Here is a 13,465-nt window from a genome sequence, read left to right as displayed (position 1 = left end):
CGCGCCGCCGGCGTGCCGCTGGTGCGGCCGCCTGGAGGACGCGTGGGCGTGCCCGGTGTGCCACCACCGCGGGCTGCGTTCGCCCGTCGTCGGCGACGCGCGCACGGCGGAGGAGCTCGGCAAGGCCTTCCCCGGGGCCCGGGTGGTGTCGTCGAGCGGCGACCGAGTGCTGACGTCGGTGCCGGACCGGCCGGCGGTCGTCGTGGCGACGCCGGGCGCGGAGCCGGTCGCCGAGCGGGGGTACGCCGCCGTCGTACTCCTCGACACGTGGCTGGTGCTCGGCCGGGCCGACCTGCGCACCGACGAGGAGGCGCTGCGGCGGTGGTCGACGGCCGTCGGGCTGGCGGCACCGGGCGCCCGCGCGGTGGCGGTGGGTGACCCCGCCCACCCGGCGCTGCAGGCACTCGTCCGCTGGGATCAGCCCGGCTTCGCGGCGCGGGAGTCGGCCGAGCGGCAGGAGGCGCACCTGCCGCCGGCGTCACGACTGGCGACGATCACGGGGGAGCCGGGTCCGGTCGACGACGCGCTCACCCTCCTAGCGCTGCCACCCGCGGCCGAGACGCTGGGGCCGGTGCCGGTCGAGAGTCCGGGTCGGGCCGACCCAGAGGTGCGGGTGGTGGTGCGCGTGCCGCGCGCGGAGGGGGCGGCCCTGTCCCGCGCCCTGGGCGAGCTGCAGCGGGTGCGCTCGGCGCGCAAGCTCGACCAGGTGCGGGTCCAGGTCGATCCGGTCACTCTCTAGACGCTCACTACACTGGCGCCCATGCCCGTCCAGCCCATCCGCCTCTTCGGCGACCCGGTCCTGCGCCGTCCGGCGACCGAGGTCGTCGACTTCGACAAGGAGCTGCGCCGGCTGGTCGCGGACCTCACCGACACCATGCTCGACGCCCCGGGCGCCGGCCTGGCCGCACCCCAGATCGGGGTCGGACTGCGTGTCTTCACCTGGTACGTCGACGGCGAGGTCGGCCACCTCGTCAACCCCGACCTCAGCCTGTCCGAGGAGACCCAGGACGGTCCGGAGGGATGCCTCTCGCTACCGGACGTGACCTTCGACTGCGTCCGGTCCCGGCTCGTGGTCGCCCGGGGCTTCAACATGCACGGCGAGCCGGTGGTCATCGAGGGCTCGGACCTGCTCGCCCGCGCGATCCAGCACGAGACCGATCACCTCGACGGCATCCTCTTCATCGACCGGCTCGATCCGGCGGCGCGCAAGGCGGCGATGCGCGAGATCCGCGAGTCGGACTGGTTCGGGCTCGAGCAGCCGACCGTCAAGGTGAGCCCGCACGCGACGCGCGGCTTCGCGATCTGACGGCCGCGATGCGCATCGTCTTCGCCGGCACGCCCGAGGTAGCGCTGCCCTCCCTCGACGCGATCGCCGCGTCCCCGCACGACCTGGTCGGCGTCGTCACCCGTCCCGACGCCCCGGCAGGGCGGGGCCGCCGGCTGGTCGCCAGTCCGGTCGCCCAGCGCGCCGAGGAGCTCGGGGTGCCGGTGCTCAAGCCCGAGCACCCGCGCGACCCCGCCTTCCAAGAAGAGCTAGCGGCGCTGGCTCCGGACTGCTGCCCGGTGGTGGCCTACGGCGCGCTGCTGCCGCAGAGCGCGCTCGACATCCCGACCCACGGCTGGGTCAACCTCCACTTCTCGTTGCTGCCGGCCTGGCGGGGCGCCGCGCCGGTCCAGCACGCGCTGTGGGCCGGGGACGAGTTCACCGGGGCGACCACCTTCCGCATCGTGCGCGAGCTGGACGCAGGACCGACCTTCGGCGTGATGACCGAGCGGGTCCGCCCGGGCGACACCGCGGGCGACCTGCTGGGCCGGCTGGCCGAGGGCGGCGCCCAGCTGCTGGTCGCCACGCTGGACGGGCTTCAGTCGGGGGAGATCGAGGCGCGCGAGCAGCCGGCCGACGGCGTGACGTTCGCTCCCAAGATCACCGTCGAGGATGCCCGCGTCGACTGGGCCGAGCCCGCCGTCGGCGTGGACCGCCGGATCCGCGCCTGCACGCCGGCGCCCGGCGCCTGGACGACGCTGGCCGAGGAGCGGGTCAAGCTGGGTCCCGTGTCGCTCACCGACGAGACCGGCCTGGCTCCCGGCGAGCTGCGGGTCGCGAAGAGCGACGTGCTGGTCGGCACCGGCAGCGCCGCCGTACGGCTCGGCGAGGTGAAGGCGTTCGGGAAGAAGCAGATGCCTGCCGCCGACTGGGCCCGGGGCCTGCGTCTGGAGCCCGGTGCCCGCCTCGTCTAGCTCCCGGCGGCCCGGTCAGAACCGCCGCCCATCCGGCCCCCGCCGGGGCGGCCGCGCGCCGCTGGATCCCGCCCGCCTGGTCGCCTTCGAGGTGCTCAAGGCGGTGCGGGTCGACAACGCCTACGCGAACCTCGTCCTGCCTCACCTGTTGCGTGAGCACGGGCTGGAGGGCCGCGACGCGGCGTTCGCCACCGAGCTCGCGTCCGGCACGCTGCGCCAGCAGGGCACGTACGACGCCGTGCTGGCCGCCTGCCTGGACCGGCCGCTGGCGAAGGTGGAGGCCAAGGTCCTCGACGCCCTGCGTCTCGGCACCCACCAGCTGCTCTCGACGCGCGTGCCGGACCATGCCGCCATCAGCACCACCGTCGACCTGGTGAAGGCGAAGGTCGGTGTCGGTGCCGGGTCGTTCGCCAACGCGGTGCTGCGCCGGGTGGCCCGCCAGCCGCTGGCGGACTGGGTGGCGCAGGTCGCCCCGCCGGTCGCGTCGGACCCGCACGGCCACCACGCCGTGGCGCAGTCCCACCCGCGCTGGGTGGTCGACGCGCTCGCCGCCGCGGTCGACGAGGCCGAGCTCGGGGCGCTGCTGGCCGCGGACAACGCGCCGCCGCGGGTCGTCCTCGTGGCCCGGCCGGGCCGGATCACGCGTGAGGAGCTGGTGGCGCAGACGGGCGGCGAACCGACGGCGCTGTCGCCGTACGGCGTCGTGCTGGGCGGTGGCAGCCCCGGCTCGGTCCCCGCCGTGGCCGACGGCCTGGCCGGGGTGCAGGACGAGGGGTCGCAGCTGGTCGCTCTCGCGCTCGCCGCGGCGCCGCTGGACGGTCCCGACGAGCGATGGCTGGACCTGTGCGCGGGTCCCGGCGGCAAGTCGGCGCTGCTGGCGGCGCTGGCTGCGGAGCGTGGCGCGCAGCTGGTCGCCAACGAGGCGCAGCCGCACCGGGCCGGTCTGGTCAGGGCCAACCTCCGGGGCGCGGAGGGCACCGCGGGTGTGGTGGCCGGCGACGGCACCCGGCCGCCGTTCCGTCCGGGTGCCTTCGACCGCGTGCTCGTCGATGCCCCCTGCACCGGCCTGGGTGCGCTGCGCCGTCGGCCCGAGGCGCGCTGGCGGCGCCGCCCCGACGACCTCGCCACCCTGGTGCCGCTGCAGGAGGCGCTGGTGCGCAGCGCGCTCGCCCTGGTCCGCCCCGGCGGCGTGGTCCTCTACTCCACGTGCTCGCCTGTCCTGGCCGAGACCCGGGACGTCGTGGCGGCCGTGACGGCCGACGCCGGCGAGGTGGTCGACGTGTCCGGCCTGCTGCCTGGCCTCGCCGACGCCGAGGGTCCCGCCCCGGGGACGCTCCAGCTCTGGCCCCACCGCCACGCCACCGACGCCATGTTCATGGCCGTGCTCCGACCGCGCGAGGCTCGCTAGGGTCGGCACATGGCGACGCCCAGCCCCTTCGTCGAGGTCGAGGTCGACGACCGCGTGGTCAAGGTGACCAACCCCGACCGGGTCTACTTCCCGGAGATCGGCGCGACCAAGCTCGACCTCGTCGACTACTACCTCTCGGTCGGCCCCGGCATCGTCAACGCGCTCTTCGAGCGCCCCTGCATGCTGCACCGCTTCCCGAAGGGCGTGACCGGCGAGCCCGGCGCGAAGGTGCACCAGAAGCGGCTCCCGTCGGGAGCGCCGGACTGGGTGGAGACGGTCCAGCTGTTCTTCCCGCGCTGGAGCCGTACGGCGGACGAGCTGTGCGTCACCGAGCTCGGGGCCGTCATCTGGGCGGTGCAGATGTCCACGGTGGAGTTCCATCCCTGGAACAGCCGCCGCGAGGACACCGAGCGGCCCGACGAGTGGCGCATCGACCTCGATCCCGGCCCGGAGTGCCCGTTCGGCACGGTGCAGCGCGTCGCCCACGTCGCCCACGAGGTGCTCGACGAGCTCGGCGCGGTGGGCTACCCCAAGACCAGCGGCGGCTCGGGACTGCACGTCTACGTCCGCATCAAGCCCGACCACGGCTTCGCTGACGTACGCCGGGCGGCGCTCGCGTTCGCCCGCGAGGTCGAGCGCCGGGCGCCGCAGGACGTGACGACGACGTGGTGGCGCAAGGACCGCGATCCCGCCGCGCTCTTCGTCGACTACAACCAGAACGCCCGCGACCACACGATCGCCGCGGCGTACTCGGTCCGGGGCGTGCCGGACGCCCGCGTCTCGACCCCGATCCGGTGGGACGAGGTCGACGACGTGGATCCGCGCGACTTCACGATCAGGACCGTCCCCGAGCGGTTCGCGAAGCTCGGCGACCTGCACCACGACATCGACGACCACGTCTTCGACATCGGCGCGCTGCTGGAGTGGGCCGAGCGTGACGAGCGGGAAGGTGCCGCGCCGCCGGTCGATCCGGGGAGTGAGCCGGGGGAGTGAGCCGCGCCGTCGCGGGTCACCGTGCCCCGTGACAGCCGCCAGCACCAGGACGAGCACCAGCGACAGGATCCGCGAGACCGCGCGGACGGCGTTCGGCCACGACCGCCTGCTCCCGGGACAGCAGGCGGCCACGAGCGCGCTGCTGGAGGGGCACGACGTGCTGCTGGTCTCGCCGACCGGCTCGGGCAAGTCGCTGGTCTACCAGCTCGCCGGCCTGCTCATCGACGGCCCCACGGTGGTCGTCTCGCCGCTCCTGGCGCTGCAGCAGGACCAGATCGACGGCATCGCGGAGTCGGCCGCCGGCGTCCGGGCGGTGCGGCTGAGCTCGGCGGAGAGCGAGCGGGAGCGCACCGACGCACTCGCAGGTCTGGAGTCCGGGGCGGTGGAGTTCGTGTTCCTCTCGCCCGAGCAGCTCGCCAATCCCGAGGTGCGCGAGCGGCTGGCCGGCCTCCGTCCGCGGCTGGTGGCGGTCGACGAGGCGCACTGTGTCTCGACCTGGGGCCACGACTTCCGCCCCGACTACTTCCGACTCGGTGAGCTGCTGGCCGACCTCGGCGAGCCTCGCGTGGTCGCGATGACCGCCACCGCCGCGCCGCCGGTCCGCGACGACATCCGCGAGCGGCTCCGGATGCGGGACCCCCGCACGGTCGTCACCGGCTTCGCCCGCCCCAACCTCGCGCTGCGCGTGGTCCGGGTCGAGAGCCCGGAGGAGCAGCAGCGCACGGTGGTCGAGACCGTGGCCGGAGCGCCGGGCAGCGGCATCGTCTACACGCGCACCAGGCCGGCGGCGGAGGAGTACGCCGCCGCGCTGGCCGGCCGGGGCCGGCGTACCGTCGCCTACCACGCCGGGCTGGGCCGTCGGCGCCGCGAGGAGGCGCAGGACGCGTTCATGTCCGGTGAGGTCGACGTCATCGTGGCGACCTCGGCCTTCGGCATGGGCATCGACAAGCCCGACGTCCGGTTCGTCGTCCACGCCCAGGTGCCGGAGTCACCCGACACCTACTACCAGGAGGCCGGCCGCGCCGGCCGTGACGGCGAGCCGGCCGAGGGCGTGCTCGTCTACCGTCCCGAGGACCTGGCGCTGGGCCGGTTCTTCTCCGCGGGGGTCCCGAAGCGCGCCGACGTCGAGCGGCTGCTGCGCGAGGGTGACGGGGCGGGGTTCGGCCGCCGCAAGGCGGGCCGGATCCGCAACCTCGTGGAGATGGCGGAGGAGACCGGAGCGACCGGGGCCAGGGACGTCGTCGGCGCGGTGCGCGACCTCGCCGAGGCGCAGCGCAGCCTGGAGCGGTCCCGGGTCGAGATGATGCGGGGGTACGCCGAGACCGATCGCTGCCGGGCCGACTTCCTGGTGGGCTACTTCGGCGAGGAGCTCGACGCCCGCTGCGGTGTCTGCGACAACTGCCGGGCCGGCACGGCGTCCGATCCGGCCGACCAGCGCGATGCGGCGTACCCCGTCCAGAGCCGGGTCCGGCACGAGGACTTCGGCACCGGAGTGGTGACCGACGTCGAGGACGACCGGCTCACGATCCTCTTCGACGAGGTGGGCTACCGCACGCTGTCGCTGGCGCTGGTCGAGGACCAGCACCTGCTCGAGCGTCAGGAGCGCGAGGACATCCCCTAGGCTGGCCGCCCGTGGGCCACATCCAGATCACGCCGAGCATCCTCAACGCCGACTTCGCCAACCTCGGGGCGGAGGTGGCCCGGATCGGCAGCGCCGACTGGGTGCACGTGGACGTCATGGACAACCACTTCGTGCCGAACCTCACCTTCGGGCCCACCATGGTCGAGGCGCTGAGCCGGGCCACGGAGATCCCGCTCGACGCGCACCTGATGATCGCCGACCCCGACCGGTGGGCGCCGGCGTACGCCGAGGCCGGCGCGCGCAGCGTGACCTTCCACGTGGAGGCCGCCGCGGCGCCGGTGCGGCTGGCGCGCGAGATCCGGGCGCGGGGCGCCCGGGCGAGCATGGCGCTCAAGCCGGCCACCCCGATCGAGCCGTACGAGGACCTGCTGCCCGAGCTCGACATGGTGCTCGTGATGACCGTCGAGCCCGGCTTCGGGGGCCAGAGGTTCCTCGATCTGTGCCTGCCCAAGATCCGGCGCACGCGGGCGCTCATGGACAAGCACGGCGTCGAGACGTGGCTGCAGGTCGACGGCGGCGTCTCGCTGGAGACCATCGAGCGGTGCGCGGAGGCCGGGGCGGACGTCTTCGTGGCCGGCTCGGCCGTCTACTCCGCGGCGGACCCCGACGCGATGGTGGCCGCACTGCGCGAGAAGGCCGAAGCCGCCCGCTGAGCCGTGTGGCACACTGGTGCCGACGAGTGAACAACTCGCGTGCTCTGGGGTCGGTGTAATTCCGAACCGGCGGTGACAGTCCGCGACCCGATGGCAGCCAGCCATCGGTTGACCAGGTGAAACTCCTGGACCGACGGTGAAAGTCCGGATGGGAAGTGCACGCACCTGCTCCTCGACCGGACGCGTCCGTGACGCGACCGGTCCGCCGAGCACCTGTCAGCCCCGGAGTCCGTGATCGGACGGAGGGCCTGCAGATGACCGAAGCGCCGAGCTTCACGGCGGAGTACGCCGCGATGCAGCGCGCCCTCGCACTCGCCGCCACGCCCGGCGGACCGCTGCATCCCAACCCGCTGGTCGGGTGCGTCCTGCTCGCGCCGGACGGCACCGTCGTCGCCGAGGGCTACCACCGTGGCGCGGGCACGCCCCACGCCGAGGCCGCCGCGCTCGCCGCCGCGGGCGACCGGGCCCGCGGCGCCACCGCCGTGGTCACCCTCGAGCCCTGCAACCACACCGGTCGCACCGGTCCGTGCGCCCAGGCCCTCGTCGCGGCCGGCGTACGCCGGGTCGTGTTCGCCCAGACCGATCCGAACCCGGCGGCTGCCGGCGGCGCCGCGACGCTGCGCGCGGCCGGCGTGGAGGTGGAGGGCGGGCTGCTCGCCGACGACGCGCGCGCCCTCAACCGGGTCTGGAGCACGGCGATCGAGCTGCAGCGCCCGTTCGTCACCTGGAAGCTAGCCACCTCGCTCGACGGCCGCAGCGCCGCGGCCGACGGCACCAGCCGGTGGATCTCCAGCCGGGCGGCCCGGCTCGACGCCCACCGGCTCCGGGCGCTGTGCGACGTCATGCTGGTCGGCACCCACACGGTCGCGGTCGACGACCCGGAGCTGACCGTGCGCGACGAGCACGACCGGCCGCTGGAGCGGCAGCCGCTCCGGGTCGTCATGGGTGAGCGCGACCTGCCGGAGGACCGGCGGGTGTTCAACGACCGTGCCCCGAGCCTCCAGCTGCGCACCCGCGACCCGGGCGCGGCGCTGGCGGAGCTGTGGCGACACGAGAAGCGCCACGTCCTCCTCGAAGGCGGGCCGACGCTCGCGGCGGCCTTCCTCGGGGCCGGCCTCGTCGACGAGATCGTCGCGTACGTCGCCCCCGTGCTGCTCGGCAGCGGCGCCGGCGCCGTCGCCGACCTCGGCATCACCACCATCGCCGACGCCGTCCGACCGGAGGTCACCGACGTCATGGTGCTCCCCGGCATCGACGGCGAGGAACCCAACGTGCGGCTCGTCATGACCCCGCACAGGAAGCAGGACTGAGAGAGATGTTCACCGGAATCGTCGAAGAGCTCGGCACCGTCACCGCGGTCCAGGACCAGGGCGACGCGCTGCGGCTCACCATCGCCGCCACCACCGTGCTGGAGGGCGTCCGCCTCGGGGACTCGATCGCGGTCAACGGCTGCTGCCTGACGGTGGCCGAGACCGCCGACGGCAGCTGGACCGCCGACGTCATGCAGGAGACCCTCGACAAGACCTCGCTCGGCGGCGTCGCGCCCGGCACCCGCGTCAACCTGGAGCGGGCCATGGCGCTCGGCGACCGGCTCGGCGGCCACATCGTGCAGGGCCACGTCGACGGCGTGGGCACGATCCTGCGCCGTACCCCGAGCGAGCACTGGGAGGTGGTCGAGGTCTCGCTGCCGCCCCACCTCGCGCGCTACCTCGTCGACAAGGGCTCGATCGCGGTCGACGGCGTCAGCCTGACCGTCGTGGAGGCGGGCCCGTCGAGCTTCACCGTCAGCCTGATCCCCGAGACGCTCGGGCGCACCACCCTGGGCCACAAGCAGGCCGGTGAGCCGGTGAACCTCGAGGTCGACATCCTCGCCAAGCACGTCGAGCGGCTCCTGCCCGGGACGGAGGTGCGGGCATGAGCACCCAGCACGCCGACGTCCGGCTCGACCCGGTTGAGCAGGCGATCGCCGACATCGCGGCCGGCAAGGCGGTCGTCGTCGTCGACGACGAGGGTCGCGAGAACGAGGGCGACCTCATCTTCGCGGCGAGCCTGGCCACGCCGGAGCTGATGGCGTTCACGATCCGGTACAGCAGCGGCGTCATCTGCGTCCCACTGACCGCCGAGCGGCTGGACCGGCTCCGGATCCCGCTGATGACGCCGGAGAACACCGACCGACACCGCACCGCCTACACCGTCTCGGTCGACGCCGCCGAGGGCGTCAGCACCGGCATCTCCGCGGCCGACCGGGCGCTCACGGCCCGGCTGCTGGCCGACGAGGGCACCCAGCCGGGCGACCTCACCCGGCCCGGGCACGTCTTCCCGCTGCGCTACCGCGAGGGCGGGGTGCTCGCCCGCCGGGGCCACACCGAGGCCGCGGTGGACCTGTCCCGGCTGGCCGGGCTGCCGGAGGCCGGCGTGCTGGTCGAGGTCGTCAACGACGACGGCACGATGAAGCGCGCTCCCGAGCTGCGGGAGTTCGCCGACGAGCACGGACTGGCGATGATCTCGGTCGAGCAGCTCGTCACCTACCGGCGCCGTCACGACGTGCTCGTCGAGCGGGCCGCCGAGACGCGTCTGCCCACGGCGTACGGCGACTTCACGGCGTACGGCTTCCGGATCGCCGTCGACGGCTCCGAGCACATCGCGCTGGTCCACGGTGACGTGAGCGGGCCCGAGCCGGTGCTCACCCGGGTGCACAGCGAGTGCCTCACCGGGGACGTCTTCGGCAGCCGGCGGTGCGACTGCGGCCCGCAGCTGGAGGAGTCGCTGCGCCGCATCCAGGCCGAGGGCCGTGGCGTCGTGGTCTACCTGCGCGGGCACGAGGGCCGGGGGATCGGCCTGGTCGCCAAGCTGCAGGCCTACCAGCTGCAGGACGGCGGGCGCGACACGGTCGACGCGAACCTCGACCTCGGCCTGCCCGCCGACGCCCGCCACTACGGCGCGGCGAGCCAGATCCTGCGCGACCTCGGGGTCGACACGGTCCGGCTGCTCACCAACAACCCCGGCAAGGTCGACGAGCTGGAGGACTACGGCATCGCGGTCGCCGAGCGGGTACCGCTGACGCCACGCCCGAACGGCCACAACCTCGCCTACCTGCTGACCAAGCGCGACAGGATGGGCCACGTCCTGCCGGACCTCGCCGCCCACACCAAGGGAGCCATGTGATGAGTGGAGCCGGAGCTCCCAAGACCGCTGCCGTCGACTGCCACGACCTGCGGGTCGCGATCGTGGCGGCCAGCTGGCACGAGCAGGTGATGGACGGCCTGCTGGCCGGTGCCCAGCGGGCCTGCGGCGACCACCGGGTCGAGGCCCCCGTGGTCACCCGGGTCCCGGGCACCTTCGAGCTGCCGGTGGTCGCCAGCGCGCTCGCGCAGCAGGGGTACGACGCGATCGTCGCGCTCGGTGTCGTGATCCGCGGCGGCACGCCGCACTTCGACTACGTCTGCGGCGCGGCGACCGACGGCCTGACGCGGGTGGCGCTCGACCACACCGTCGCCGTCGGCTTCGGTGTGCTGACCTGCGACGACGAGGCGCAGGCGCTGGACCGCGCGGGACTGCCCGGCTCGCAGGAGGACAAGGGCTACGAGGCTGCGGCCGCCGCACTGGCGACCGCGCAGACCATCAAGCGCATCAAGCGTCGCTTCGACTGAGCCCTGGTGGTCGTGCCGGCCCGGCCCGGCCCGGTGGTGACGCTGAGACCGGGCGTCGCGCAGCCGACGCGACGCCCTAGGCTGGGGTGCGTGAAGACGTTCGACGAGCTCTGGGCCGAGCTGTCCGAGAAGGCCCGGACCCGACCCGCAGGTTCCGGCACCACCGCGCTGCTCGACGCCGGCGTCCATGCGGTCGGGAAGAAGCTGGTCGAGGAGGCCGCGGAGTCCTGGATGGCCGCCGAGCACGAGGGCCGGGAGGCCACCGCGCTCGAGATCTCCCAGCTGCTCTACCACGCCCAGGTGCTGATGCTGGCCAGCGGCGTGGACCTCGACGACGTCTACTCGCACCTGTAAGGAACGACATGACCACCACGACCGGCACGACCGGCAACGGCCTGCTCCGCATCGCCGTGCCCAACAAGGGCGCGCTGTCGAGCGCCGCCTCCGACATGCTGCGCGAGGCCGGCTACCGGCAGCGCGACGACGCCAAGCGGCTCACCCTCATCGACGAGGAGAACGGCGTCGAGTTCTTCTACCTGCGCCCACGCGACATCGCGCTGTACGTCGGCGAGGGCACCCTCGACGTCGGCATCACCGGCCGCGACCTGCTCCACGACTCCGGCGCGAAGGCCGCCGAGGTGCTCGGCCTCGGGTTCGGCCGCAGCCGGTTCCGGTTCGCGGGGCCGGCCGGGGCCTACACCGACCTCGCTCAGCTGCAGGGCAAGCGGATCGCGACGTCGTACGTCGGCGTGGTGGCCGCCTTCCTCGAGCAGCGGGGCATCGACGCGACCGTCACCCGTCTCGACGGTGCGGTGGAGACCAGCATCCAGCTCGGCGTCGCCGACGTGATCGCCGACGTCGTCGAGACCGGCTCGACGCTGCGGCAGGCGGGGCTGGAGCCGTTCGGCGACACCATCCTCGACTCCGAGGCGATCGTGGTGACCCGGGCCGACGGCGCACCGGACGGCTTCGAGACCTTCCGCCGCCGGCTGGAGGGCGTCCTCGTGGCGCGCAGCTACGTGATGATGGACTACGACATCCGCGCCCAGGACGTCCCGGCGGCGACCGAGCTCGCTCCGGGCCTGGAGGGCCCGACGGTCAGCCCGCTGCACCGCGAGGGCTGGGTCGCCGTCCGCGTGATGGTGCCCCGCCACGGCTCACAGAAGCTGATGGACGACCTGTACGCCATCGGCGCCCGCGCGATCCTGCTGACGGACATCCATGCCTGCCGCCTCTGAGCCCGCCTCAACGCCCCACCGCCTGCCCGACCTGCCGCACACCTGGCGGCCGCTCGGCCCGCGGATCGTCGCGTCGGTGCTGGTGGTCGGCCTGGCGGTGCTGTGCACCGTCACCTGGCTGACGATGGACGCCGAGATCAGGGCGAAGTTCACCGTCTTCGAGAAGCTGACCATGGCCGCGATCGCCCTCGGCATCCTGGTGTGCGTCCACGCCCTGACCCGCTCCCGCGTCACCGCGACCCGCGACGCGCTGGTCGTCGTGAACGGCTACCGCCGCCGCGAGCTGGAGTGGGCCGAGGTCGTCGCGGTCCGGATGCCCCCCGGCGCGCCCTGGGCTCGCCTGGACCTGGCCGACGGCTCGGAGATCTCCGCCATGGGCATCCAGGGCTCCGACGGCGCGAGCGCCAAGCGGGCTGTCCGGCAGTTGCGGGCGCTTGCCGAGGGGCTGTCGGGCTGAGGGAGGCCGTTGACCCTGAAGGCGCCGCATCCACGGCGCGAGTGCGCGGGTCGGTCAGGCCTTGGCGGCCTCCGCGCGCACCCACGCCTCGAACCGTTCGGCGTGCTCGCGGGCGTCCTCACCGACGTTGCGTGCCTCGATGAGTCGTTCCTCCAAGGCGTCGGAAGGTCCGGCATCCATCAGTAGCAACGCTTCTGCTCGGGCAAAGAGCACCGGCTGGTAGGGGCGCTTCATCCACCCGAGGTCCCCCTCACGCAGACGTGCCATCAGCGCTTCCCGAGAGAACATCTGCTCGAGCGTCGCCCAGCCGTGCCGATCCAGCTGGGCGATCATGTCCGCTACCGCCGCAGTGGCCGAGTCGGAGTCGCGCACGTCCCACCAGCGGTCGGCACCGGAGGGCGTCCCAGCAGGGTGTAGTCGCCTCCGGTACAGCCCGAGATACTCCGTGACCCGCTTCGGCATGCGCGCACCCAAGTCCTCGGCTTTCCACCTCAGCCACGGCTCCGGCGCGAACGCCAGATTCACGACACACCGCAAATCGTCGGCGCTGCTGAAGGCCGAAGACTGAACGTTGACGACGGCCCAGTCGCCCGCGGGCGAGGACTTTCGCCAGGTCGGAGACGACCCCTGGTAGCGATGAGTCCTTGCGGCAGGGCCGAGGAGGCCGCGAAGCGTTGCCCTCAGCGCTTCCTGACCGGTCACGGAGCTCCGGTCCCCAAACCCGTCGCTGACGTTTCCCGTACCCACGGCCCCTCAGAAGTCGTTGCAGTCGATGAACATCGTCGCGTAGAGGGCACCATCTCCCGCGCCGGCTTGGATGCGTTCGCCCACGAATCCCCACACGACTTCGTCGATCTGGGCGTCGGTCCAGGAACCACTCCTGGCATAGTCGGGGGCGATGAGCACGCGCCCGTCGGCGCACGGGGTCCGCGTCGCTTCGATGAACCGACCACCACTCTCGCAACCCGCAAAGCCGGCGGTCATGGCTCGCCCGACAAGTTCTGCGCAAGCAGGCGTCTCCGTGCCTGGACGGCGGGCTCCAACGGGTTCGTCGTCGGACTTCGGTTGGCCGGTCCCGCAAGCACCGAACAGAGTCGCTGCTACGGCGGTCGCCACGCACACCATGGGCAGCGGCTGGGGAGTCATGGCACGAAGTGTTCCGCATCGGCGCTGGCTGCGCGGTCGA

At 73.5% G+C, this 13,465-nt stretch carries 15 protein-coding genes, 1 pseudogene and 1 riboswitch; of the genes and pseudogenes, 14 read left to right on the top strand and 2 right to left on the bottom strand.

Annotation, left to right across the window (positions count from 1 at the left end):
- From VGE38_RS10375 to VGE38_RS10310, 14 genes and pseudogenes are all read left to right on the top strand, one after another.
- Positions 1–739, top strand: a pseudogene (locus VGE38_RS10375) (primosome assembly protein PriA); the annotation flags it as partial.
- A gap of 21 nt (positions 740–760) precedes the next feature.
- On the top strand, positions 761–1,306 hold the full coding sequence (gene def, locus VGE38_RS10370) for a peptide deformylase (protein ID WP_331142463.1): 546 nt from the start codon (positions 761–763) through the stop codon (positions 1,304–1,306).
- Between the two features lie 8 nt (positions 1,307–1,314).
- A complete protein-coding gene (gene fmt / locus VGE38_RS10365) occupies positions 1,315–2,238 on the top strand; it encodes a methionyl-tRNA formyltransferase (protein WP_331142462.1) in 924 nt (307 codons plus the stop codon).
- A complete protein-coding gene (locus VGE38_RS10360; RefSeq protein WP_331142461.1) occupies positions 2,222–3,646 on the top strand; it encodes an RsmB/NOP family class I SAM-dependent RNA methyltransferase in 1,425 nt (474 codons plus the stop codon). Before fmt ends, VGE38_RS10360 begins: the two co-directional genes overlap by 17 nt.
- 9 nt (positions 3,647–3,655) lie before the next feature.
- The gene (ligD, locus tag VGE38_RS10355; protein ID WP_331142460.1) at positions 3,656–4,639 is read left to right on the top strand and encodes a non-homologous end-joining DNA ligase; all 984 of its coding nucleotides are present in this window, start codon (positions 3,656–3,658) and stop codon (positions 4,637–4,639) included.
- Between the two features lie 28 nt (positions 4,640–4,667).
- Positions 4,668–6,260 carry a RecQ family ATP-dependent DNA helicase gene (locus tag VGE38_RS10350; RefSeq protein ID WP_331142459.1) on the top strand — a complete coding sequence of 531 codons (1,593 nt, stop codon included), beginning with the start codon at positions 4,668–4,670 and terminating at the stop codon, positions 6,258–6,260.
- Between the two features lie 20 nt (positions 6,261–6,280).
- Positions 6,281–6,934 carry a ribulose-phosphate 3-epimerase gene (gene rpe / locus VGE38_RS10345; RefSeq protein ID WP_414690933.1) on the top strand — a complete coding sequence of 218 codons (654 nt, stop codon included), beginning with the start codon at positions 6,281–6,283 and terminating at the stop codon, positions 6,932–6,934.
- A gap of 35 nt (positions 6,935–6,969) precedes the next feature.
- Positions 6,970–7,099: riboswitch (FMN riboswitch) on the top strand.
- A gap of 89 nt (positions 7,100–7,188) precedes the next feature.
- Positions 7,189–8,244, top strand: a complete 1,056-nt coding sequence (ribD, locus tag VGE38_RS10340) for a bifunctional diaminohydroxyphosphoribosylaminopyrimidine deaminase/5-amino-6-(5-phosphoribosylamino)uracil reductase RibD (protein ID WP_331142457.1) — start codon at positions 7,189–7,191, stop codon at positions 8,242–8,244.
- A gap of 5 nt (positions 8,245–8,249) precedes the next feature.
- On the top strand, positions 8,250–8,852 hold the full coding sequence (locus tag VGE38_RS10335) for a riboflavin synthase (RefSeq protein WP_331142456.1): 603 nt from the start codon (positions 8,250–8,252) through the stop codon (positions 8,850–8,852).
- Complete coding sequence (locus tag VGE38_RS10330) at positions 8,849–10,099, top strand: bifunctional 3,4-dihydroxy-2-butanone-4-phosphate synthase/GTP cyclohydrolase II (RefSeq protein ID WP_331142455.1); 1,251 nt, start codon at positions 8,849–8,851, stop codon at positions 10,097–10,099. The genes VGE38_RS10335 and VGE38_RS10330 overlap by 4 nt, the downstream gene beginning before the upstream one ends.
- Positions 10,099–10,584: a 6,7-dimethyl-8-ribityllumazine synthase gene (gene ribH, locus VGE38_RS10325; protein WP_331142454.1), complete on the top strand. Its 486-nt coding sequence runs from the start codon at positions 10,099–10,101 to the stop codon at positions 10,582–10,584. Before VGE38_RS10330 ends, ribH begins: the two co-directional genes overlap by 1 nt.
- A 90-nt stretch (positions 10,585–10,674) precedes the next feature.
- Positions 10,675–10,938: a phosphoribosyl-ATP diphosphatase gene (locus VGE38_RS10320; RefSeq protein WP_331142453.1), complete on the top strand. Its 264-nt coding sequence runs from the start codon at positions 10,675–10,677 to the stop codon at positions 10,936–10,938.
- Between the two features lie 8 nt (positions 10,939–10,946).
- Positions 10,947–11,822 carry an ATP phosphoribosyltransferase gene (gene hisG, locus VGE38_RS10315; protein ID WP_331142452.1) on the top strand — a complete coding sequence of 292 codons (876 nt, stop codon included), beginning with the start codon at positions 10,947–10,949 and terminating at the stop codon, positions 11,820–11,822.
- Positions 11,806–12,279, top strand: coding sequence for a PH domain-containing protein (locus VGE38_RS10310; RefSeq protein ID WP_331142451.1), 474 nt, complete (start codon positions 11,806–11,808; stop codon positions 12,277–12,279). The genes hisG and VGE38_RS10310 overlap by 17 nt, the downstream gene beginning before the upstream one ends.
- Positions 12,280–12,333: 54 nt before the next feature.
- Here VGE38_RS10310 and VGE38_RS10305 read toward each other — a convergent pair whose 3' ends face one another.
- Both VGE38_RS10305 and VGE38_RS10300 read right to left on the bottom strand, forming a co-directional pair.
- A complete protein-coding gene (locus tag VGE38_RS10305) occupies positions 12,334–12,981 on the bottom strand; it encodes a DUF4304 domain-containing protein (protein ID WP_331142450.1) in 648 nt (215 codons plus the stop codon).
- Between the two features lie 51 nt (positions 12,982–13,032).
- A complete protein-coding gene (locus tag VGE38_RS10300) occupies positions 13,033–13,263 on the bottom strand; it encodes a hypothetical protein (protein WP_331142449.1) in 231 nt (76 codons plus the stop codon).
- Positions 13,264–13,465: the final 202 nt, after the last annotated feature.

Source organism: Nocardioides sp. (assembly GCF_036405735.1).
Classification (GTDB): domain Bacteria; phylum Actinomycetota; class Actinomycetes; order Propionibacteriales; family Nocardioidaceae; genus Nocardioides.
This window is presented reverse-complemented; position numbering and strand designations above follow the sequence as displayed.